The sequence below is a fragment of the Microbacterium sp. ET2 genome (assembly GCF_030347395.1).
Taxonomy (GTDB): domain Bacteria; phylum Actinomycetota; class Actinomycetes; order Actinomycetales; family Microbacteriaceae; genus Microbacterium; species Microbacterium albipurpureum.
The window spans coordinates 2,774,809-2,796,620 of record NZ_CP128170.1 but is presented as its reverse complement, the minus strand read 5'-3'; the positions used below and the strand labels follow the sequence as shown (position 1 = coordinate 2,796,620).

At 71.7% G+C, this 21,812-nt stretch carries 16 protein-coding genes and 1 pseudogene; 4 read left to right on the top strand and 13 right to left on the bottom strand.

All coding sequences use genetic code 11. The annotated features are described in order from the left end of the window. Nucleotides 1–4 precede the first annotated feature (4 nt). On the bottom strand, nucleotides 5–1,462 hold the full coding sequence (locus QSU92_RS13625) for a cell division protein PerM (RefSeq protein ID WP_289262697.1): 1,458 nt from the start codon (nucleotides 1,460–1,462) through the stop codon (nucleotides 5–7). A gap of 88 nt (nucleotides 1,463–1,550) precedes the next feature. Between QSU92_RS13625 and QSU92_RS13620 the strand changes: the two genes are divergently transcribed. Beyond that, the gene (locus QSU92_RS13620; protein WP_289265910.1) at nucleotides 1,551–3,002 is read left to right on the top strand and encodes an NCS2 family permease; all 1,452 of its coding nucleotides are present in this window, start codon (nucleotides 1,551–1,553) and stop codon (nucleotides 3,000–3,002) included. 34 nt (nucleotides 3,003–3,036) lie between these two features. Here QSU92_RS13620 and QSU92_RS13615 read toward each other — a convergent pair whose 3' ends face one another. From QSU92_RS13615 to QSU92_RS13585, 7 genes are all read right to left on the bottom strand, one after another. After that, nucleotides 3,037–4,629, bottom strand: a complete 1,593-nt coding sequence (locus QSU92_RS13615) for a polysaccharide deacetylase family protein (RefSeq protein WP_289262696.1) — start codon at nucleotides 4,627–4,629, stop codon at nucleotides 3,037–3,039. Then, nucleotides 4,626–5,162 (bottom strand): hypothetical protein, encoded by a 537-nt coding sequence (locus QSU92_RS13610; RefSeq protein WP_289262695.1) that lies wholly within the window; start codon nucleotides 5,160–5,162, stop codon nucleotides 4,626–4,628. Before QSU92_RS13610 ends, QSU92_RS13615 begins: the two co-directional genes overlap by 4 nt. 69 nt (nucleotides 5,163–5,231) lie before the next feature. Then, nucleotides 5,232–5,678 carry a nitroreductase family deazaflavin-dependent oxidoreductase gene (locus tag QSU92_RS13605; RefSeq protein ID WP_289262694.1) on the bottom strand — a complete coding sequence of 149 codons (447 nt, stop codon included), beginning with the start codon at nucleotides 5,676–5,678 and terminating at the stop codon, nucleotides 5,232–5,234. Nucleotides 5,679–5,683: 5 nt separating this feature from the next. Further along, nucleotides 5,684–6,586 (bottom strand): succinate--CoA ligase subunit alpha, encoded by a 903-nt coding sequence (sucD, locus tag QSU92_RS13600; RefSeq protein WP_289262693.1) that lies wholly within the window; start codon nucleotides 6,584–6,586, stop codon nucleotides 5,684–5,686. A gap of 28 nt (nucleotides 6,587–6,614) precedes the next feature. Then, nucleotides 6,615–7,778 carry an ADP-forming succinate--CoA ligase subunit beta gene (gene sucC, locus QSU92_RS13595; RefSeq protein WP_289262692.1) on the bottom strand — a complete coding sequence of 388 codons (1,164 nt, stop codon included), beginning with the start codon at nucleotides 7,776–7,778 and terminating at the stop codon, nucleotides 6,615–6,617. A 291-nt stretch (nucleotides 7,779–8,069) separates the two neighbouring features. Continuing rightward, nucleotides 8,070–8,672 carry a response regulator transcription factor gene (locus tag QSU92_RS13590; RefSeq protein WP_289262691.1) on the bottom strand — a complete coding sequence of 201 codons (603 nt, stop codon included), beginning with the start codon at nucleotides 8,670–8,672 and terminating at the stop codon, nucleotides 8,070–8,072. Then, on the bottom strand, nucleotides 8,669–9,907 hold the full coding sequence (locus QSU92_RS13585) for a sensor histidine kinase (protein WP_289262690.1): 1,239 nt from the start codon (nucleotides 9,905–9,907) through the stop codon (nucleotides 8,669–8,671). Before QSU92_RS13585 ends, QSU92_RS13590 begins: the two co-directional genes overlap by 4 nt. A gap of 204 nt (nucleotides 9,908–10,111) precedes the next feature. Here QSU92_RS13585 and QSU92_RS13580 point away from each other — a divergent pair, with 204 nt between their 5' ends. Next, nucleotides 10,112–10,558, top strand: a complete 447-nt coding sequence (locus tag QSU92_RS13580; protein ID WP_289265909.1) for a small multidrug efflux protein — start codon at nucleotides 10,112–10,114, stop codon at nucleotides 10,556–10,558. A 53-nt stretch (nucleotides 10,559–10,611) separates the two neighbouring features. On the opposite strand, the gene QSU92_RS13575 is transcribed toward QSU92_RS13580, so the two are convergent. Continuing rightward, nucleotides 10,612–11,376 (bottom strand): FAD-dependent oxidoreductase, encoded by a 765-nt coding sequence (locus QSU92_RS13575; RefSeq protein WP_289262689.1) that lies wholly within the window; start codon nucleotides 11,374–11,376, stop codon nucleotides 10,612–10,614. A gap of 126 nt (nucleotides 11,377–11,502) precedes the next feature. On the opposite strand from QSU92_RS13575, the gene QSU92_RS13570 reads away from it, so the two are divergent. Then, the gene (locus QSU92_RS13570) at nucleotides 11,503–12,177 is read left to right on the top strand and encodes a TetR family transcriptional regulator (RefSeq protein WP_289262688.1); all 675 of its coding nucleotides are present in this window, start codon (nucleotides 11,503–11,505) and stop codon (nucleotides 12,175–12,177) included. A gap of 3 nt (nucleotides 12,178–12,180) precedes the next feature. Here the strand turns inward: QSU92_RS13570 and QSU92_RS13565 are convergent. After that, nucleotides 12,181–13,460, bottom strand: a pseudogene (locus QSU92_RS13565) (acyl-CoA dehydrogenase family protein). A 178-nt stretch (nucleotides 13,461–13,638) separates the two neighbouring features. Here QSU92_RS13565 and QSU92_RS13560 point away from each other — a divergent pair. Beyond that, nucleotides 13,639–14,817 (top strand): AI-2E family transporter, encoded by a 1,179-nt coding sequence (locus tag QSU92_RS13560; RefSeq protein ID WP_289262687.1) that lies wholly within the window; start codon nucleotides 13,639–13,641, stop codon nucleotides 14,815–14,817. A gap of 25 nt (nucleotides 14,818–14,842) precedes the next feature. Here QSU92_RS13560 and QSU92_RS13555 read toward each other — a convergent pair whose 3' ends face one another. The 3 genes from QSU92_RS13555 to QSU92_RS13545 all read right to left on the bottom strand — a co-directional run bounded on the left by QSU92_RS13555 (nucleotide 14,843) and on the right by QSU92_RS13545 (nucleotide 21,810). Further along, nucleotides 14,843–15,904 (bottom strand): ATP-dependent DNA ligase, encoded by a 1,062-nt coding sequence (locus tag QSU92_RS13555; protein WP_289262686.1) that lies wholly within the window; start codon nucleotides 15,902–15,904, stop codon nucleotides 14,843–14,845. Between the two features lie 180 nt (nucleotides 15,905–16,084). Then, a complete protein-coding gene (locus QSU92_RS13550) occupies nucleotides 16,085–18,937 on the bottom strand; it encodes an AfsR/SARP family transcriptional regulator (RefSeq protein ID WP_289262685.1) in 2,853 nt (950 codons plus the stop codon). Next, nucleotides 18,934–21,810: an ATP-binding protein gene (locus tag QSU92_RS13545; RefSeq protein ID WP_289262684.1), complete on the bottom strand. Its 2,877-nt coding sequence runs from the start codon at nucleotides 21,808–21,810 to the stop codon at nucleotides 18,934–18,936. Before QSU92_RS13545 ends, QSU92_RS13550 begins: the two co-directional genes overlap by 4 nt. Nucleotides 21,811–21,812: the final 2 nt, after the last annotated feature.

The window sequence follows — 21,812 nt, the reverse complement described above, 5'->3', positions numbered from 1 at the left end:
CGGCTCAGTCTAGCGGCGACCCTTCGCCGCGCCGGGGGTGCGGGAAGAGAGGCTGGGTGTCGGTCCGATCGGGATCGTCGGCGGGCTCGACGCGCCCTGCATCGTCCCGGTCAGCCGTGCCGTCCACGGGCGCCGTGTCGTGCACCCGAGACGTGTCCGCCGTGGCATCCCCTGTCAGGGGCCTGGGCTCGTCCGACGGCTCCGGCTGCCAGACCCGCCACCCGTCGACATCTGCGTCGTTTCCGCTCCCCCGCCCGGACGGCAGCGCCAGCAGGATCGCCGCCCCGATGAGCACCTCGACGCCGACGGCGAGCCCGACCGCTGCGGGCGACGGTCCGACCTGCGCGAGTGCCCCCGGCCCGATGGATCCTCCGGCGAGCTGAGCGAGGAGCGCCGCGGCACCGCCCGAGAGCGCGGCGATCGCGCCGGCGACGGTGGCGCGCAGGCCCCACCCGTCGGCGATCGCACGCGGATGGTCGGCGATCAGGCGCGAGCGCACCATCCATCCGGCGAGCGCGCCGAGCGCGACCGGAACGAGCGCGAGGAGGAGGAGCCACGACGTCGTCGATTCGGGGATGACGCCGAGAAGGGGTACCGGAGGGAGAACCCCCACCTGCGTGCCGGCCGGAGCGACCGTGGTCGCCGCACCGACGGCGAAGCCCGGCCCGGCGATGAACGAGGCCGCCCAGACGACCAGGGTCGGCAGGTACGCGAGCTGGCTGAGGGCGATCACGCTCGCGCCGAGCACGTCGGCGTTGCCGGCCTGAGACAGCGCGACCACCTGCGGCCCACGGGCGATGAGCGCCACGGTGAGCAGCACCGCGCCCGCCCCGACGAATCCGGTGACGACGATCCCCACGCCGCGGGTCGTCTCCGACACCGCCGCGAGGCCCGACTCGCCGATGCGGCTCTCCAGCGCGTCGCGGCCGCGGGCGATCAACCCGACATCGGCCTCCCGCCACTCCGTGACGACGGCGGCGAGGGTGGCAGGAATGGCGAAGACGAGTGCCGGAAGGACGATCGCGAGCCCCGGCGGCGCCGCCGCGAGCGGATTGGCTCCGGTGAGCGCGACGCCGGCGGCGAGCGCCGTGAAGGCGACGATCCCGCCGATGAGTCCGCTCTCCCACGCCTCCGACCGCGAGGCCCGCACGCCCGTGCGCGCGGCGAGGCCCGCGGCGAGGGCGGCGAGGGCCAGTGGTGCGAGCGAGAGGGAGAAGGATGCCGCGGCTTCATCGATTCCGGCGGCGGTGAGGTAGATCGGCGGGAGCGTGATGTCCAGCGGCACGAGATGACCGAGCTGCCATACGGACGCGGTCGCGGCCCACAGCGCCGACCAGTCGGCGTCGGTGCCGAACCCGAACACCCACAGGAGCGTCGCTGGGGCAAGGATCAGCGCAAGGCCGACCGCCGCCGCGATTGCGGCGTCGACGGCGGCGAGAAGAGCGACCACGAAGCGTTGCATGCCTCAACGACCCTACCGATCGGTGTCGCCCGAACCCGCTAACGTCGAGGGGGAGGTCTCAGTGAGCAACACATCTGACGCGCCGACGATCGGCGACCCGACATCGAGCCGGCACGACGACGGCACCCCTGAGAGCCGGCTCGACCGGTTCTTCGAGATCACCAAGCGGGGCTCCTCTGTCGCCGCCGAGGTGCGTGGCGGGGTGGTCACGTTCGTGACGATGGCCTACATCGTCATCCTGAACCCGATCATCCTCTCCAGTGGTGTCGATGTCGACGGCAACAGCCTCGACTTCGCTCAGCTCTCCGCGGTGACGGGACTGACCGCGGGCGTGATGACGATCCTGTTCGGCCTCGTCGCCCGGCTGCCCTTCGGGTTCGCCGCAGGACTCGGCATCAACTCGTTCCTCGCCGTGTCGGTGGTCGGTGAGGTGACGTGGCCCGAGGCGATGGGCCTGGTGGTCATCAACGGCCTCATCATCGTGCTCCTGGCAGCGACCGGCCTTCGCCGCATGATCTTCGACGCCGTGCCCCTGCAGCTGAAGCTCGCCATCACGGTCGGAATCGGCCTTTTCATCGCCTTCATCGGGTTCGTCAACGCCGGGTTCGTCACTGCGACCGGTGTCGGCTCACCCCCCGTCGGGCTCGGAGTGGAGGGCTCGATCGGCACCGTGCCGACGCTGGTGTTCGTCTTCACGCTGCTGCTCACCGGCATCCTCATGGCGCGGCGGGTGCGGGGCGGCATCCTCATCGGACTGGTCAGCGGCACCGTCGTCGCGGTCATCGTCGAGGCGGTGTGGAACCTCGGCTCCGCCGTCGACGCTCCAGGTGGGTGGGGGCTGTCGGTGCCCGAGCTCCCCGCGCAGTGGGTCAGTCTGCCCGACCTCGCGCTCGTCGGGCAGGTCGACCTCTTCGGCGCGTTCGCCCGCATCGGCGTCCTCGCCGCCCTCATGCTCGTCTTCACCCTGGTCTTCACGAACTTCTTCGACGCCATGGGCACCCTGACGGGTCTGGCGAAGGAGGCGGGCCTGTCCGACGCGCAGGGGAACTTCCCGCGGCTGCGCTCGTCGCTGATCGTCGAGGGAGTCGGCGCGGTCGCCGGCGGGTACACCTCCGGGTCGTCCAACACCGTCTTCATCGAGTCCGGCGCCGGCATCGGCGAGGGAGCCCGCACGGGGCTGGCGAACCTGGTCACCGGTGGGCTCTTCCTCATCGCCATGTTCTTCACCCCGCTCGTGTCGATCGTGCCGACCGAGGTGGCCGCGGCGGCGCTGGTGATCGTCGGCGCACTGATGATGTCGCAGATCCGGGCGATCGACTTCAGTGACTTCTCGGTGCTCCTCCCGGTCTTCCTCGCCGTGACGGTGATGCCCCTGACCTACTCGATCGCCAACGGCATCGGCGCGGGCTTCGTCTCCTGGGTGATCGTGCGGGTCTGCGCCGGGAAGGCGCGGGAGATCAGCCCCCTGCTGTGGATCGTCTCAGCGGGGTTCGTCGTCTACTTCGCCCGCGGACCGATCGAGGCCGTCCTGGGCGCCTGACGTCCCCGAGAGGGCAGCAGGCCGGCGCTGCCGGTCAGCGCCCCGAGGTCCAGGCCCCCGACGCCGGCATGTCGCCCTCGAAGATCTGCGTCACCGTCACCAGCGAGAAGCCTCGGTCGAGCAGCCCGTCGTACGTGGCGGCCGCAGCTGCCGCGGTGCCGGGGTGGATGTCGTGCATCAGCACGATGGAGCCTGGGCGAGGGGCGTCGACCGCCCGCGCGATGAGCGTGTCGATCTCGGGTCGCTGATAGTCGAACGTGTCGACGTCCCAGAGGATCGCCGGAAGGCCCGCGATGCGCAGGACGTTCTGGTCGTACTCGCCGTACGGGGGGCGGAAGCTCGTCGGGCGCGTTCCCACGACGCTCTGGATCGCCGCGCTGGTGTCGCGCAGCTGCGCGGCGACCTGCTCGTCGGTGAGGGACGGCAGGCTCGGGTGGTTCCAGGTGTGGTTGGCGATCTCGTGACCCTCGTCGCGCATGCGGCGCAGTGCGTCGGCGTAGGGCCGGGAAAGCTGTCCGAGCACGTAGAACGTCGCCGCCGCATCGCGTGCCTTCAACTCGTCGAGGATTCCGGCGGTGTACGGCGACGGGCCGTCGTCATAGGTCAGCGCGACGCACGGCACGAGCTCGCAGTCGATCGTCTCGGCCCCGGCGGGGATGGTCGCCGGGGCTTCATAGGGCAGAGCGGATGCCACAGCGCCGGCCAGACCCGCCCCGAACGGCGTGAGATACGGCGTCGCCACGTCGAGAGGCACGGAGACCGCCATCGGCTCGGTCGTTGCGGCGATGCCGAGTGCCTGCAGCTCGGGCGGGCTGAATCCGGCCGGCACCTCGACGACAACGGTGCCTGCGGCGGGGACAGAGCGAGCGAGGGCCGCGCCGATGACGGCGAGCCCGGCCTCGTCGGGAGGCTGGACGGGAGCGAGGCTCAGGGCGCCCGCGTCGCGTCGGAGGGCTTCGACGATGTCGCCCCACAGTGCGGGACCCGCCTCGAGGGTCCAGAGCGCGTCGGCCGAAACGGTCTCGCCGGTGCGGAGGTCGGTGTAGAGGGTGGCCGAGGTGTCCGCGCTGATCGCCGTGCCGTCGCCCGAGACCGTGCGCACCCGCATCCCGAGGTACGGTCCGGCGGCGACGACGATGTCGCACGCCACCGCGGTGCCTGAGCCGTTCGCGGGTCCGAGACGCGGGTCGGCGAGCAGGTCGGCGGCGGGGAGGCGGGTGGATTCGGCGACGCACCTTCGGTCGCCGAGTCCCGCGCCGCGCGCCTGCACCTGGGGTGTGTACGCGACTCCGGTCGCCGCTTCGCGGCCCCCGATCGCCTCCCGCACCGCGCCGATGACGCGGTCGCCCAGGGGCGTCTGCCCGGGGAGCAGAGCGACGCGGGCCTGAATCCCCACCTCGTCGTTGCGGATCCGCACCGGGCGAAGCGCCGGCACTGCCGCCGGGTCGATGGCCGCGGGGAACTCACCCACCGCCACTCGGGCGGCGGGGAAAGCGGCGGGCCGCCACGCCGCATCCGTCGCCGGTGCGCACGCGGCCAGCGCGAGCGCGCCGATCAGGACGACGGGGAGCGCGCCGCGGCCCCGTGAGCCCCGCGACCTCGGGCGCCGCTTCGGGTGCCGACTCACGACGGGACCCGCACGGTGTCGAGCACCTCGGCGATCGCGTAGCGGTAGTCGTCGATGCTCCCGTCGGCGACCCGCGCGACGATTCCCGCGCTGACCGGACCGCGCTCGTCTCCGACGGCCGCCAGGACGACGCCGCCGTCGTCGCCCGCGACTTCGGTGTGCTGGGTGCGCGAGCCCGAGGACAGGGTCTCGGTCACGGGCACGGCGCCCTGCGCGTCGCTTCCGCGGACGAGGTCCGCATACGCGGTGTCGAAGCCCCCGCCCAGCTCGGTGACCGCGATCTCGAGTCGCCCGTCGGGACTGGTGAGGGTCAATTCGTCATCGTCGAAGGGCGGGCGCCGGACGATCCAGCCCGCGGGCGCCGTGAGAGTCACCGAGGCGTCGGCGATCGTGACCTCGGTCGGCGTCTCGTACACCGTGGCGCCGAGGTTCGCCAGGCTCGGCGGAAGGGCGACCGCCACCGCGAGACCGATCCCCGCCGCCGCGCCCAGGGCGCCCACGCACGCCAGCACGAGGGCGGTCTCCGACTTCACGGCCCGATCGTAGACCGGCGACCGGGCGCGACCACGGCGCGGCGCGGCATCCTCCGGGGATTTCTCGGGCTACTCCGACGGGTCGAACGGTTCCAGGACGAAGACCGCGATGGTGCGGTCGGTCTTCTTCTGATACTCGTTGTAGTCGGGCCACACCTCGGCCGAGCGGTTCCACCATTCGGTGTACTCGTCGCCCGAGAGCTCGCGCGCCCGATAGTCGCGCTTGACCGCGCCATCCTGCAGTTCGACGTGCGCGTGCGCGCGCATGTTCGCAGCCCATGCGGGTTCGTCGGGTGCGCCGCCCTTCGAGGCGACGACTGCGTAGCGCCCCTCGTGCTCGACGCGCATCAGCGCCGTCTTGCGCAGGCCCCCGCTCTTCGCGCCGACCGTGGTCAGCACGATGATCGGCACGCCGCGCAGGAGGTTGGCTTCGGTTCCGCCCGACGCCTCGTACTGCTCGGCCTGCTCACGCGCCCACTGCGACGTGCTCGGCTTGTACTCGCCCTTCAGCGGCATCCGGCTCAGAGCCCCTCGACGATGTCGCGCATGAGGGCGGCGGTCTCGGACGGGGTCTTCCCGACCTTGACCCCGGCGGCCTCGAGCGCTTCCTTCTTCGCCTGGGCGGTGCCCGCCGAGCCCGACACGATCGCGCCGGCGTGGCCCATGGTCTTGCCCTCGGGAGCGGTGAAGCCGGCGACGTAGCCGACGACGGGCTTTGTGACGTTCGCCTTGATGAAGTCGGCCGCGCGCTCTTCGGCGTCGCCGCCGATCTCGCCGATCATGACGATGGCCTTGGTCTCGGGGTCGGCCTCGAACGCGGCGAGCGCGTCGATGTGGGTGGTGCCGATGATCGGGTCGCCGCCGATGCCGATGGCGGTGGAGAAGCCGATGTCGCGCAGCTCGAACATCATCTGGTAGGTCAAGGTGCCCGACTTCGACACCAGCCCGATGGGGCCCTTGCCGGTGATGTTGGCCGGGGTGATGCCGACGAGCGCCTCATCGGGGGTGATGATGCCGGGGCAGTTCGGTCCGATGATGCGAGTGGTGTTGCCCTTCGAGGTGGCGTAGGCCCAGGCCTCGGCCGAGTCGCCCACGGGCACGCCCTCGGTGATGACGACCAGAAGCGGGATCTCGGCGTCGATGGCCTCGATCATCGCGGCCTTGGTGAACGCGGCCGGAACGAATGCGATGGAGACATCCGCACCGGTCTTCTCGATGGCCTCGGCCACCGACCCGAAGACGGGAAGCTCGACGTCGGCGCCGTCCTTGTCCTTATGCAGCACGGTGGTGCCCGCCTTGCGGGCGTTGACACCACCCACGACGTTGGTGCCCGCCTTCAGCATGAGAGCGGTGTGCTTGGTGCCTTCGCCGCCGGTGATGCCCTGGACGATGACCTTGGAGTCCTTGGTGAGGAAGATCGACATGTGTTGTTCCTTATCCGGATGCTGCGGGTCAGGCGTTCGCGAGTTCGGCGGCCTTGTCGGCGCCCTCGTCCATGGTCGAGGCGAGCGTCACCAGGGGGTGGTTCGCCTCCTGCAGGATGCGGCGGCCCTCCTCGACGCGGTTGCCGTCGATGCGGACGACCAGGGGCTTCGTGGCTGTCGAGCCGAGTTCGGCGAGGGCGCCGACGATGCCCTTGGCGACCGCGTCGCAGGCGGTGATTCCGCCGAAGACGTTGACGAACACGCTCTTGACCTGCGGGTCGCCCAGGATGACATCAAGGCCCGCGGCCATGACCTCGGCCGATGCGCCGCCGCCGATGTCGAGGAAGTTCGCCGGCTTCACGCCGCCGTGGTTCTCGCCGGCGTAGGCGACGACGTCGAGGGTCGACATGACCAGGCCCGCGCCGTTGCCGATGACACCGACCTCGCCGTCGAGCTTGACGTAGTTGAGGTCGTTCTCCTTGGCCTTGGCCTCGAGCGGGTCTGCGGCGTCCTTGTCTTCCAGTCGCGCGTGGCCGGGGTGACGGAACTCGGCGTTCTCGTCGAGCGTGACCTTGCCGTCGAGGGCGATGACCTCGCCCTCCTCGGTGAGGACCAGCGGGTTGACCTCGACGAGAGTGGCATCCTCGCCCTTGTAGACGTCGTAGAGCCTGACGAAGACATCCGCGACCTGCTCGACGAGGTCATCGGGGAAGTTCGCGGCGCGGGCGATCTCGACGGCCTTGGCGTGGTCGATGCCGGTGAGCGGATCGACCTCGATGCGGGCGAGCGCCTCGGGCTTCTCGACGGCGAGCTGCTCGATCTCCATGCCGCCCTCGACGCTGCAGAGGGAGAGGTACGAGCGGTTGGCACGGTCGAGCAGCACGGAGAAGTAGAACTCCTGGGCGATGCGGGCTCCGGCCGCGATCATCACGCGCTTGACGATGTGACCCTTGATGTCGAGGCCGAGGATGGCCTCGGCGGCCTCGTAGGCCTCTTCGGGGGTCTTGGCGACCTTCACGCCGCCTGCCTTGCCGCGACCTCCGGTCTTGACCTGCGCCTTGACGACGACCACGCCCCCGAGCTTCTCGGCGGCGGCCTTCGCCTCCTCGGGGGTGTCGGCGACGATGCCGGCGAGAACCGGCACCTCGTACTTCTCGAACAGATCGCGGGCCTGGTACTCGTAGAGATCCACAGAGAGTCCTTCGCTGGGCGAACGGTGGTGTGTGGGCCGAAGAAATCTCGATATCGAGATATCGGCCAGTCCCCTACCCTACTACCGGCGACGGACCGCCTCATCCCGGTTGTCTCGATGCCGGGCCTCTTTCCCTGGCCCGCCGGCCCGCGCTCACCTGTCGCGAAATGCGTGCCCGACCCGCACAATGCGCCAGCCGAACCCGCGCGACAGCGTTCGCCTGACGCGAAGGGCTACGCAGACCGGCAGATCGCGCCAGCTGGCGCGAGAGGCGCGCAGTGCCGACCGCCCTCAGATCCACCCGCGCTCGCGCGCGAGGATCGCTGCCTGCTGACGCGTCGCGAGGCCGAGCTTCCCGAGCACGGCCGAGACGTGGTTGCGCACGGTCCCGGGTGAGAGGTGCAGTGTCGCCGCGATCTCGGCGATCGTCTCACCGCGTGATCCCGCACGCAGCACGTCGAGCTCGCGGTCGGTGAGGGGGCTCCGCTCGTCGGTGAGGGCGTCGGCGGCGATCTCGGGGTCGACGTAGCGCCGCCCGGCGGCGACGTCGCGGATCACCGCGGCGACATCCTGCGCCCGCCGCGACTTGGGCAAGAACCCGTCGACCCCCGCGCTGAGCGCCCGGCGCAGCACCCCCGGTCGCGCGTGCCGCGTCACCACCACGCACTTCGACCCCGCCTGACGACGGATGCGCGCGGCCGCATCGACGCCGTCGAGGCCCGGCATCTCCAGATCGAGCAGGCACACGGTGGGGCGAAGACGCACCGCCTCGGCGACGGCCTCCTCTCCGTCGCGGCACTCGGCGACGACCTCGAAATCGTCCTCGAGCCGCAGCAGCGCCGCGAGCGCCGAGCGGATCATGTCCTCGTCGTCGGCGATGAGGATGCGGATCATGACAGACCCCCGACGGATGCGGCGGGCACGGTGACCTCGAGGGTGAAGCGCTCGTGCGCCGCATCCCACCGCGCTGCCCCTCCGACCGAGCCCACCCGCTCGGCGATGCCCGGCAGCCCCGATCCGGCAGGTGCCGCGTGCGAGGGCGCCGTCAGGACCGGTAGGTCGTTGCTGATGTCGAGCCGCCACACCTGGCCGACCCCTTCCGTTTCGAGGGCGAGACGCACCTGCACCCACGCGCCACCGCCGTGCTTGAGGATGTTCGTCGTCGACTCCCGCACCACCGGACCCAGGATGTCGGCGGGCGCGGCGTCGGCACGCGGGTCGACGTCGAGCTCGACGCGGAGGCCAGCCGCCCGGAGCAGATCGGCGGCGTTGGCGAGCTCGTCGGGCAGCGGAACGCCGCGGAACCGCGCGGCGAGCGCGCGCGTGCCCGAGCGGGCCTCGTCGACCGACGCCCGGGCCAGCCGCACCTGCTCGGCGGCGGCGTCGGGATTGCGCGGCAGCATCCGCTCCGCCAGCTCCAGCTGCAGGGCGATCACCTGCAGGTGGTGCCCCTGCAGGTCGTGCAGATCACCCGCGAGCCGCAGCCGCTCCTGGGCGGCCGCGAGCCGTGCCTCGGCGGCGCGGGCCTCATCGAGGGCGAGGACGATGTCCCACCACCACAGGCACACCACCGCGGTGGGCGGCAGCAGCACGGAGAACAGGTTGTAGACGAAATCGACCTGACCGGTCAGCGCCCGACCCGTCGCGACCGGCTCGACGATCCAGATCGCAACGAGCACGACGGTGACCGCCGTGACCAGACGAAGCCGTACACCGGGCCGCCAGCGCAGCAGCAGCACCGCCAGTGCGACGAGCGCCGCGGCCTCGAGCACCGACACGGCGATCGCCCCGACCACCGCTGCGGCGCCGGATGCGGCGACGAGCGACCAGAGCACGGTGGCGGAGAACCGCTCCTCGTCGTCGGAATCGCCCAGTCGTCGTCGCCGGCCGTACCGTGCCAGCAGGGGCACGCTCGAGGCGAGCGACACCGCCGAGGCGGCCAGGTAGACCGCGACCTCGAGGGCCACGCCGCCGGTGAGCGTCGGCACGAGCCAGAAGAACAGCGTCACGGCCTGGAACATCATCACCGACCCGGCGGTGTACCACCAGGTCGCCGTCACCCCGCGCGAGAGGGCTCGCGCGGCCGGCTGCGGCGCGGATGCGACGGTCGGACGGGATGCGTCGGTCACACCGCCACAGTACGACCATGACTTTTGTCACCCCTCGCGCCCAGCATCCTCCCGGGAGCAGGTGACGCTCCGGCACTGCCGCCGCGGGCTCGGACCGCGTGAGATGGAATCACCGTCCGACAGACGGCTCCGTCCGATCCGCAGGGAGACACCGTGAACCCCATCGCCGACCTCGTTCTCGGCTTCCAGAATCTCGTCGCTCAGATGCCCGAGCTTCTCCGGCCGCTCATCGTCGCCCTCGCCGGCGCCGTGCCCTTCATCGAGGGCGAGGGGGCCGCGGCGATCGGCATCATCGGCGGCATCCATCCGGTGGTCGCCGGCATCGCCGGATTCGCCGGGAACTTCCTCTGCGTCGCCGTGGTCGTCTTCGCCGGCGCCCGGGTCCGCACCGCAGTGACGACTCGCGGGGGGCGGGAAGCACCGGAGCAGTCGCCGCGTCGCCAGAAGGTCATGCGCGCCTACGAGCGCTACGGAACCCCCGGCGTGAGCCTCCTCGGCCCGCTGCTGGTGCCGACGCAGTTCACCGCCGCGGCGCTGGTGTCCACCGGCGTCGCCCCCGGCCGGGTGCTGTTCTGGCAGGCCGTCGCGATCGCCCTGTGGACCACCCTCATCACGCTCATCATCACGGGTGTGATCACGTTCGTCGGCTGAGTGGGGGCTCGCCGACCCTGACGCCCCGCCACGCGAGAGGCTCTGCTGCCCCGCTACGCGACCGACGAGGTCGCGGGCGGGGCGTCGGGTTTCCGGGCGGTCTTCACGACGTGCGCCTGCTGCGCGGTCTTCGCCTTTTGGAGAGTCACCTTCCACCCGGGTCGGTCGATGCGGGCGAGCTGCAGGATGTCTGCGACCACCTCGAGGGCCGCCGGGGCCGCCCGCGTCCGGCCTCGTCCGTGGCAGGAGGTGACGTAGCGGATACGCCCGAGCGAACGCGGTGCTTTGCCCACCGCCGGCGCGGGCCCGATGGACACGGGGCTGATCGACGCGGGAGTGTCGGAGAGGCGCCGCGCCCCGTCATCCGTCCTCGGATCCGACGACGACGACGGCGGCGGCAGCAGGTACGACGCCGCGCGCCCGCGCGACGGGGTGGGTCCGGGGCGATAGACGGAGTCGGCGTCGCGCGCGCCGGTGGCGAGGATCACCTGATCGGCGAAGAGCGGACCATGCTCGGTGTCGAGCCGGCACGGGCTGGCCGAGGTCACGGCATGCACCACGGTGCCGGTGTGCAGCGCCGCGCCGGCGGCCACGAGCGCCGCGGCGAGCGCGGTCTCCTCGTTCGCATCGCGGCTCCCACCGGGACGGACCGGACCGATCACCCCCGCTTCGACCAGGGCCACCCGGCGACCGGACTGTGTGAGCAGGAGGGTCGCGACGAGCCCCGTGAGCGAGGCCCCGACCACCACGACGTCGTAGCGCTCACCGCGCGGAAGCGCCTGACCGGTGGTGTTCACCGCCGCGGCGAAGAGGGACATGAATACAGTGAAGGACCATGAACCGAACGGGGCCATGCCCTTGACAAATGCGTGAGGAGTCGTCCTCGATCACGTTGTCGCACCGGCTCCACGCGGCCCGCGAGAGCCCGCCGCTAAGCTCGGACCGTGAGCGACGCCGATCCTGCGTTCGTCGGCCGCACCGGTGTCGTGGCGGCCGCGGTCGAGCTGTTCCACACGCAGGGGTTCGACCAGACCTCGGTCGATCAGATCGCGCGGGCGGCGGGGATGTCGCGCTCGACGTTCTTCCGCCAGTACGGCGGCAAGGAAGACGTGGTCTTCGCCGACCACGAGGGCCTGCTCGAAGAACTCCGGGCTTTTCTCGCGCAACCGCATGACGATCCGTGGGCGGCCGTATGCGACGCATCCGTGCAGGTGTATCAGCATTTCGCGGCCGACCCCGAGCTCGCCCGGCGACGCTATGCCGTGGTGCGGCAGATCCCGGCGCTGCGCGACCGCGAGATCGTGACCGTCTTCCGTTACGAGCGCCTCTTCGACGAGTACCTCCGTCAGGCGCTGCCGGGACTCGATCCCCTCGACGCGGTGGGGTTCTCGGCGCTCGTCACCGCGGTGCACAACCACGTGCTGAGGCGGCTGATCCGCGGTCCGAGACGCGTGCCGGTGTCGGTTCTCACGCGCGCGCTGGATGACGCACGCCGGCGTTTCGGAGTGCTGCCCGAGGAGTCGGCACCGGCCCCGGACGACCTCGTGGTCGCGGTGTTCCCGCGCCGCACGCCCAGCGCCGAAGTGGCGCGTCGCCTGCGCGACGCGCTGTCGGAGTAGCGCTCAGGCGAACGCGCTCACACCCGTGATGTCGCGACCGAGGAGGAGCGCCTGGATCGACTCGGTGCCCTCGTAGGTGTGGATGGCCTCGATGTCGGCCATGTGCTGCATCACGCCGTACTCCAGGAGGATCCCGTTGCCGCCCAGGAGATCGCGCGCGGTGGCGGCGATCCGGCGGGCGGTGCGGGTGTTGTGGTACTTCGCCAGCGACGCCTGCGTCGGCCGCAGACCCCCGGATGCCTCGAGGTCGGCGAGGTGACGGCAGTACAGCTGCATGGCGGTGGCTCCGAGAGCATCTGGGTGAGACGCTCCTGCACCATCTGGAATGCCGCGAGGCGCTTGCCGAACTGCTCGCGCTGCTGGGAGTACTGCAGTGCCGCCTCGTAGCAGGCGGTCGCGTGACCGAGCGCCGACCAGGCGACCCCCGACCGGGTGGCGTAGAGCACCGTCGAGGCGTCCTTGAAGCTGCGGCTGCCCGGCAGCACCGCGTCGGCGGCAAGCCGGACGCCCCGCAGGGCGATGTGCGCCTGATGGATGCCGCGCAGCGACGCCTTCCCGGTGATGGGCTCGCCGTGGTACCCCTCGGTCTCCTGCGGCACGAGGAAGCACCGCACCTTGCCGTGGTCATCGGCGCCGGGCGACTCGACGCGGGCCCAGACGAAGGTGACCCCGCCGGAGGCGCCGTTGCCGATCCACTTCTTGGCGCCGTCGATGATCCACCCGCCGTCGGCGGCGCGCGTCGCGCGGGTCTCGAGCGAGACCGAATCGGAGCCGTGGTCGGGCTCGGTCAGGGCGAACGAGCCGAGCACCTCCCCGCGGGCGATCGGCTGCAGGTACTGCGCCTTCTGCGCATCGCTGCCGAACAGCGCCAGGGTGCGCAGGGCCAGGCCGCCCTGAACCGCGAGCACGGTGCCGAGCGATCCGTCGCCGCGCGAGATCTCCATGTTGACCAGTCCCGCGGCCAGTGGCGAGAGGGCGGTCAGACCGTCATGCTCGATGCCGTCGACGAAGAGGTCGAGCTCGCCCATACGCCGCACGATCGATATGTCGTACTCACCGGCATCCCACTGCGCTGCCGACCGGTCGCCGTACTCCGAGATCAGCACGCGCGCGCGGGACCACGCGTCGCGCTCCGCGCCGCCGATGTCGGCGAAGACGCCGTAGTAGTCCGTGTCGAGGGGATCGGTCACCCGGTACGTGCCGGCGCGGTCGCCGGGGAGGGCGATACCCGCGGTGGCGTGGTCGGTGCTGTCGGTCGCGGTGGGGATCGGCGCGGACGTCATGAGATCCAGTTTCGCACGCGGTGACACTGAGTTTCAATGGTCGCGGTTGTCTTCACTCCGGACGATCCTGAGCCGCACAACGGCGGGAGGTGTGTGCTCGCGTCGCCGGCCCCTAAGCCCCCGCGACGTGCCGCGCAACCACCCGGACGCGCGAGATCTCCGGCCGTATGGTTCAGCCATGGGACTTTTCCGTCGCACCCCGCGCCGCCACGACTTCGACACCGGAGCGCACGGCTCGGCCGCTGATGCCGGGTCGTCCGCGGCCAAGGCGCCTGTGGCCCTCGGACTCTGGGCCGATGGGCTCGGGAAGGTGGCGACCCGATCGCTGCAGATCCTCATCGTCATCGGGATCGCCGCACTCGCCGTCATCGGATTGCAGCAGGTGTCGGTCGTCTGGATCCCCGTGATCATCGCCCTCATCTTCGCCTGCGCTTTCGCTCCGCTGATGTCGTGGCTGCGCCGTCACGGCGTGCCGTCCGTCGTCGCGACCCTCATCACGATGCTCGCCGTCGTCATCGTGCTCGGGCTCGCCGGATGGCTCATCGTCTGGGCGGTGCGCAACCAGTGGGACGACCTCTACTCGCAGGCGGAGGCCGGATTCCAGCAGCTCGTCGCCTGGATCAACACCCTGCCCTTCGCCCCCACGGACAATCAGATCCAGGAGTGGAGCGACCAGGTCATCGATTTCGTCACCAGCGCCCAGTTCGGCAGCGGCGCCCTCGCCGGAGTCAGCGTGCTGGCGAACTTCGTCACGGGGCTGATCCTCATGATCGTGGTGCTGTTCTTCTTCCTGAAGGACGGTCCGTGGCTCTGGCAGTTCGTCCTGCGTCCCTTCCGCGGTGAGAGCGAGGCGCGGGCGCGTCGCATCGGCGACAAGACGGTGGTGACGCTCGGCTCGTACGTGCGCGGAACGGCGGCGGTCGCCTTCGTCGACGCGGTCGGGATCGGCATCGGCCTCGTCATCCTGCAGGTGCCGCTCGCGCTGCCGCTGGCGGTCCTGGTGTTCCTGCTGGCGTTCATCCCGATCGTCGGGGCGACCGTGGCCGGCATCCTCGCAGCCCTCGTCGCCCTCGTCGCGAACGGCTGGGTCAACGCCCTCTTCGTCGTGGGAGTGGTCGTGCTCGTGAACCAGCTCGAGGGCAACTTCCTGCAGCCGGTGCTCATGGGGCGCACGCTCAAGCTCCACGCCTTCGTCATCCTCATCGCGTTGACCGTCGGCACCGTCCTCGGCGGCATTCTCGGAGCCGTGCTCGCCGTGCCGATCACCGCGGTGGTCTGGGGAATCATCAAGGTCTGGAACGGGCCGAACGAGCCGGCCCGCTGGGCGCAGAAGAAGGCCGCCGAACCGGCGGCGTAGCGCGCGTGGGCGCGCGCCGCGCGCCTCAGAGCCCGGGCAGGATGTCGGAGAGGGTGAAGCTCGCCGGCACCTCCAGCTGCGCGAACGTGCACGAGCGCGGGTCGCGGTCGGGACGCCAGCGACGGAACGACGGGATGTGCCGGAACCGCTCGCCTTCCATGTGGTCGTACGCGACCTCGACGACGAGTTCGGGCCGAAGCGGCACGAACGAGAGGTCTTTCCCCGCGTTCCAGCGGCTGCCGGCACCCGCGAGCTGCGTGCCGTCGGCCGTGTGCTCGGCCCAGCCTCCCCAGGGGTGCGCCTTGAGGTCGACGTCGCGGTAGGGGGCGAGGTCGTCGAGCAGGGTCTTGCGCCGGGCCATGGGGAAGGATGCCGTCACGCCGACGTGATGCAGAGTGCCGTCGTCGCCGTACAGACCCAGGAGCAGCGAGCCGACGATCGGTCCCGACTTGTGCCAGCGGAATCCCGCGACCACGCAGTCCGCGGTGCGCTCGTGCTTGATCTTGAACATCGTGCGCTTGTTGGGCTGGTACGTGCCGTCGAGAGGTTTGGCGATCACCCCGTCGAGGCCTGCTCCCTCGAAGGTCTCGAACCACTCCTGGGCGACGGCGGGGTCGCCCGTCGCAGGGGTGACGTAGACCGGCGGCTCGACGCGGGAGAGCGCCTCGACGAGAAGCTCCCGCCGCTCGGAGAACGGGCGGCCGGTGAGGTCGTCGTCGTCGAGGGCGAGCAGGTCGAAGGCGATGAACGACGCCGGCGTCTGGGTGGCGAGCAGATTCACGCGGCTCACGGCGGGGTGGATGCGCTGCTGCAGGGCCTCGAAGTCGAGACCGCCGTCGGTCGCGACGACGATTTCACCGTCGACGACGCAGCGCTCGGGCAGCTGGGCGCGCAGCGCCTCGACGAGCTCGGGAAAGTACCGCGTCATCGGCCGTTCGTTGCGGCTGCCGAGTTCGACCTCGTCACCGTCGCGGAACACGATCGTGCGGAATCCGTCCCACTTCGGCTCGACGTGCCCGAGGTCGGGGATCGCCGAGACCGACTTCGCGAGCATCGGCGCGACCGGGGGCATGACAGGGAGGTCCATCGCCTCAGTCTCGCGTGCGCGTCGGTGTCGCGCCATCCCGCCGCGCGCTCCCCCTCACGCGTCGCGCGACCCGACGCTGCCGACACACGAACGGTGGAAAGGGATGCCGCGCCGCTCGCTGGGCACAAGACGCGCCCGGCAGCAACCGTTCGTGACAGGCGAACCCCGACGGGACGCCCGTCAGGACCCGCCTGCCGCTGCGGCCGACCGCTCGAGCGCCCATGCGACGTCGCGCGCGGCGCCGCGGGCGCGCGCGAGATCCCACGCCCCGCCGAGCGACGCCGCGGCACGCGCGCGGAACGGCTCGGCGTACGACCCGTCCGACGCGACGGGGTGGAACCCGAAGCGCGGCCCGAGCGCGTCGACGAGCCCGAAGAGCTCCGCGGCTTCCTCCACCGCCCCGAGCTCCACCAGCGCGACCGCGATCGCGTTGACCGCGGCGAGCGCACTGATCCGGTCCCCCCGGGCGAGGGAGTGGCCGGCGCCGGTGCGGAGGATCCCCACCGCATCGCGCGGGCGCCCCACCTGAGTCAAGACCTTCCCCGTGATGTAACAGGACGCGGCGAGCGTCCACGTGTGTCCGATCTCGGCGGCCAGCCGATACCCCTCCTCGAGGCTGTCGAGCGCCTGCGCCGGGTGTCCGGCGATCCGCAGCGCATCACCGCGGATGTACAGGTGATCCGCGATAGCCCAGCGATCTTCCTCCCCGACCTGGGTGCGCCACCGCTCGGCGATCGCGAGCTCGGCCTCGCGCGCCTCGATGTTGCCTTCGACGGCGGCGAGCGAGCCGAGCAGCGTGTGCGCGATCATCGCGTGCGGCGGGTCGGCGGCGTCGTCGGCCGCCTCTGCGAAGCGGCGCAGGGCGTGCACGGTCGCCAGTGGATCACCTCCCACCGCCTGCATGAACGTCGCGGCATACAGCGCCCGCGCCTCGGGTCCGGGACGTCGAGGGCCGGGAACGGCGAGCGCCTGATCGATGAGGTTCAGCGCCTCATCGGCCTGTCCGCGCTCGTACCAGAACCACGCCAGCGACCCGACGAGCTCGACCGCCAGGGCGCGGTCTCCCGAGCGGATGGCGCGGGCCGTGGCATCCTGCAGATCAGCCGCATAGCTCCGCAGCGAGGCACGTGCCTTCGGCGCCGCCGCGGACCGCAGGAGCGGGGCTGTGCGATCGGCATACGCAGCCATCCAGCTCCCGTGTCGCGCCCACCACTCGGCGTCGTCCTCGGCCTGGAGGTGCATCCGGGCGTACCGTCGAACGGTGTCGAGAAGCCGGAAACGGCGCCCCCCTCCGACGGCCCCGGCGGGGACGACCAGGGAACGACGAACGAGGGCGATCGTCGACTCGCGGGGGTCGGCTCCTTCGACCCGGCATATGCCGGCCACAGCGTCGAGGCCGAACGAACCGGAGAAACGCGCCAGCTGGCCGAGGGTGCCTCGCTCGTCATCGGAGATCATGCCGACGCTCCAGCCGATGGCCGCGTCGAGCGAATCGTGCCGGCCCGCCCCGCTCCCCTCCGGTCCGAGGGCCTCGAGCGAACCGGCGACCTCATCGAGGCTCAGCACGTCGAGCCGCGCCGCGGCGAGCTCGATCGCGAGCGGCAGCCCGTCGAGTGCGACGCACAGACGCCGCACGGCGGCCCGATCATCGGCGCTCCACCCGGTCATTCCGCCGCTGTCACGTGCACGCTCCAGAAACAGGTCGACCGCGTCATCCAGTGCCCCGCCGAGAAGCGGCTCGACCGGCACGACCCGCTCGCCCGCCATCCGCATCGCCTCCCGGCTCGTGACGAGCACACTCAGGCCGGCGCAGCGCTCCAGCAGCGCGGCGGCGAGCGCGGCCGTCTCGCCGAGGACGTGTTCGGCGTTGTCGAACACCACGAGCGTCCGCCGCCCGCCGACCGCGGCTGCGATCGCGTCGATCTCGCTCGCACAGCCGAGCGTCTCGGCGACCGCGCCGATCAGGCGGTCGGGAGAGCGGATGACGGTGAGATCGACGAACCACTGCGCGTCGTCGTCGGCGCCCGCCGCCCCGCGACGGGCGACCTCGGCGGCCAGGCGCGTCTTTCCGACCCCGGCCGGCCCGGTCAGGGTAACCAGTCGCGACTGAGCCCGCGCGTCGGAGATGCGATCGAGTTCGGCCACCCGACCGATCAGCGCCCGACGCGCCGCCGAGGGCCCTCCTGGTTCATCCGCACCCGCGACCGTTCCGACCGAACCCCCTGACGCGTCGGCCCCGAGGTCACCCGGCGCCGGCGCCGGCGCCGGCGCGCCGACCCGACCGGCGCCTGCGCCGCCCGCTGCTGCAAGGCCCGCACCACCGCCCTCGCCGCGGGCGATGCGATCGCGCAGGCTCGCCCACCCCTCCGACGCCGACACCGTTGCCCCGGCACGACGCCGGTGCGCGACGCGGCGATCCACCTCGGCCAGCGCGTCCGCGATGCGCCCCGCGTCGGCGAGCGCTCCGGCGAGCCGCACACCCACCTCGTCGTCCTCGAGGTCATCGGCCCACGGCGCGAGGGCAGCGACGGCCGAGGCGGGCCGCGCAGCGGCCACCTCCCGATCGGCGAGCTCGAGAGCTGCGTCTCGCCGCAGCATCCCGAGCTCGGCGATGACGGGCGGCGCGAACGGGAATTCTCCGACCCGCGCCAGCGGAGCGCCGATCCACAGCGCCTCGGCTTCGGCGAGCGCCCGGGCGCGGTCGGCGCCGCCGACCTGAAGCAGTCGCCGATAGCGGATGACATCGACCGCCTCGGGGGCGACCGCCAGGCGGTATCCGCCGCGCCCGCCAGGCAGCAGCTCCCCCCACCCGCGCGTCCGCAGGCGGGACAGGTGGGCGCGCAGGCTCGACACGACGCTGTCGGATGCGGCGGGCCAGAGCGCCTCGACGAGCTCGTCCGTAGAGAACGACCGCTCCGGGTCGAGTGCGAGCCTGCAGAGGATGGCCTCGGGGATCGCGCCGCGCACCGGCGGCGGTGCCCCCTCACCGGTGACCCGGAGCCCCCCGAAGAGGTGGATCTGAACGGCGTTCACGCCAACGCGCCCTGGTCGGCGCCCGATAAGCCCTGATCCATCGCGAACTCGCGGCGCGGCAACCGCGCGAGCATGTCCCGTACCTCCGGCCAGCCGCATCGGCGGCCCTGCTCGTACTGATGGCCGAACTCGGTCGGGGTCATGCCGACGCTCAGCGACGCGCGGAGGCGCTCGGCGTCCTCACCCTCCACGATGGCGGTGCTGTAGTCGTACTGACGCCCGAGCTCCTCGACGGCGCCGAGGAGGCGAGCCCCGATCTCGTGGCGTTCGACGAAAGCACACGCCCCGGCGATCACGAAGACCACGGCCAGTGCGCCGGCGGCGTCCTCATTGGCCCGCGCCTCGTCGACCGCACCTACCGCGACATCGATGGCCTCCTTCGGTCGGCGCGCGTCGACGAGGGTCTTCGCGGCGACGTACTTCGAGGTCGTGATCATCCACGTGTAGCCGATGGACGCGGCGATCCGGTACGAGGCGCGGAGGGCCGCCAGCGCGTCATCCGTCCTCCCCTGCGCGCGGCGGATCTGCCCCGCCGACATGTGCACCTCGGCGCGCGCCCACGCCTGGGCTTCGCCGATGAGGTGCCGGGCCTGTGCGAGAAGATCCTCACCCACGTCGGCCTGACCGAAGATCGCCCGACCGTAGGCTTCGCGCGAAAGTGCGACGGCCGCCACCGACGGATCGGCGAGGCGCTCCCCCTCGGCACGCGCGCGGGCGATGGCTGCGAACCCGGCCGCCGCATCGCCGGTCTGGTAGGCGAGGTTCGCCAGTTCGAGCCATGCGATTCCGTCGAGGGGCGTGGGGTCTCCCGGCAGCTGGAGAGCCCGCTCGAGGCGGCTGCGCCCCTCGACCATGAGCCCGCGCAGGAACCAGTACTGCGCCTGTCCGGCGGCGAGGCGCACCGCGGCCTCGCGATCCCCCGCATCCACCGCCGCGTCGAAGGCCTCGGTGAGGTCGGCGCGGAAGTCATCGAGGACCGCCATGCTGTCTCGGGCCTCGAACGTGCGCAGCGTCGGACCGAGCGTGGTCGTGAGGTCGGCGAACCACCAGCGGTACCGCAGCCGCCAGACCGCCGCCCGCGCCGGGTCTTCGCGATCGGCGAGGTACTCCCGGGTCGACTCCAGCATGCGGAACCGGCGTCGACCGGTGCCGCCGCGCTCGACGGCGAGGAGGGACTTGCCCACCAGCTCATCGAGGAGGGCGACGGTGTCGGCCCAGGGACGACCGGATGCTCCGGAGACCGCGCCCACGGTGAAGGAACCGGCGAATCGCGAGGTCTCCTGCAGCAGTTCGCGCTGCGGTCCGCTCAGCTGCCCGAAGGTCCAGTCGATCGCCGTGCGGACGCTGTCGTGTCGCCCCCGCGGTGCGGCGTGCGCACCGATCCCCTCGCGCACCTGGGCGGCGTCGAGCACGTCGAGCCTCGCCGCCGCGAGTTCCAGCGCGAGCGGGATGCCCTCGAGCTCCTGGCAAAGGGCGCGGGCATCCTCGAGCTCGCCGTCGTCGAAACCGTAGCCGCCGCGCGCGTCGGCGGCGCGTTCGGCGAAGAGCCGCCAGGCGTCGACGTGGGCGTCGCCGACGAGGGGACGCAGCACCACCACCTCCTCGCCCGACAGACGCAGCGGCTCGCGGCTGGTGACCACGATGCGCACCCCTTCGCTGTCCCGCAGCAGCCGGTCGACCGCGACGGCGAGCGCGCCGAGAACGTGGTCGGCGTTGTCGAGGAGCAGCAGGATCCGGCCGGAGCGGAGACGCCGCACGATCGCATCCATCGTGAGCTCGCGCGCCCTGACGACCGACGCGATCGCCGCGACCACCTCGTCAGGCTGACGGAAGTCGGCGAGGTCGACCATGTACTGCTCGTCATCGAGGGCCGTCGTCGCCTCGCGGGCGAGCTCGACGGCCGTGCGGGTCTTCCCGACCCCGGCAGGCCCGACGATGGTGATGAGCCGGCGGTCGCGGCGGCGCTCCCGCAGGCGCGCGAGGTCGTCGGCGCGCCCGACGAAGCGGGTGAGGGGGATGCCGACGCCCACCCGTCGCACCGACGCTCCGGTATCGGGTGTGACGACCTCGGGGTCCATCCGCACGATCGATGACCTCAGCGACTGCAATCGCGTCGACGGATCGAGCCCGCGTTCGTCGCGGAGTCGCGTGGTCAGCGCGTCGATGGCGGTGAGGGCGTCGGGGATGCGCGCGGAGCGCGCGAGCGCAGTGGCGAGGAGGCGCACGGGGCGCTCATCGAAGGGATGCCGCTGAGCGGTGCCGGCCAGCACCGAGGTCGCCAGAGCGGCGTCGCCGAGGTCGAGGGCCTGCTCGCCGAGATCCTCCTCGAGCACCCGCCGATCGGCGAGGTGACGGGTGCGCACCGCAGCGACGTACGGGATGGCGTCCAGGCCCGGGAGCGGATCGCGCGCCGCGCGCGCGGCGATCTCGGTCAGGGCGGCAAGGCGCTCCTCCGACGCCGGGAGGCGGGTGGCCGCCGAAAGCTCGGCGCGCAGCCTCAGCAGGTCGACCCGGTCGGCGGGCACATCGAGGGAGTATCCCCCGCGCGCCCCGACGAGATGAGCACCGAGGCCCGCGGCCCGCAGTCGCGAGAGGTGGGCCCGCAGGGTGGAGAGGACGTTCGCGGGAGGCTGCGGCCAGACATCCGCGATCAGCTCCTCCGCCGGAACGATGTCGCCGGCGCTCAGCGCCAGCCGCGAGACGAGCGCCTTGGGGATGTCGCCGCGCAGAGAGATGACTCTGCCGTCGACGCGCACTTCGATGAGACCCAGCAGGCGCACGTCCACCGTCACGCTCAGTCCCCCCTCGGCGAAGCGCGTCGTCCCCGCGCCGGCGACCGGAGCGGGGGCTGTCAGTGATGATTCCGATGCCATTG

What these genes read in the sequence shown, in the direction of transcription:
- QSU92_RS13625 (WP_289262697.1), bottom strand. Translation starts at nt 1,462, where the DNA reads ATGCAACGCTTCGTGGTCGCTCTTCTCGCCGCCGTCGACGCCGCAATC.
- QSU92_RS13605 (WP_289262694.1), bottom strand. Translation starts at nt 5,678, where the DNA reads ATGCCGCTGAAGGGCGAGTACAAGCCGAGCACGTCGCAGTGGGCGCGT.
- sucD (WP_289262693.1), bottom strand. Translation starts at nt 6,586, where the DNA reads ATGTCGATCTTCCTCACCAAGGACTCCAAGGTCATCGTCCAGGGCATC.
- QSU92_RS13590 (WP_289262691.1), bottom strand. Translation starts at nt 8,672, where the DNA reads ATGATCCGCATCCTCATCGCCGACGACGAGGACATGATCCGCTCGGCG.
- QSU92_RS13580 (WP_289265909.1), top strand. Translation starts at nt 10,112, where the DNA reads ATGCCCGAGCTTCTCCGGCCGCTCATCGTCGCCCTCGCCGGCGCCGTG.
- QSU92_RS13575 (WP_289262689.1), bottom strand. Translation starts at nt 11,376, where the DNA reads ATGTCCCTCTTCGCCGCGGCGGTGAACACCACCGGTCAGGCGCTTCCG.
- QSU92_RS13560 (WP_289262687.1), top strand. Translation starts at nt 13,639, where the DNA reads ATGGGACTTTTCCGTCGCACCCCGCGCCGCCACGACTTCGACACCGGA.
- QSU92_RS13555 (WP_289262686.1), bottom strand. Translation starts at nt 15,904, where the DNA reads ATGGACCTCCCTGTCATGCCCCCGGTCGCGCCGATGCTCGCGAAGTCG.
- QSU92_RS13545 (WP_289262684.1), bottom strand. Translation starts at nt 21,810, where the DNA reads ATGGCATCGGAATCATCACTGACAGCCCCCGCTCCGGTCGCCGGCGCG.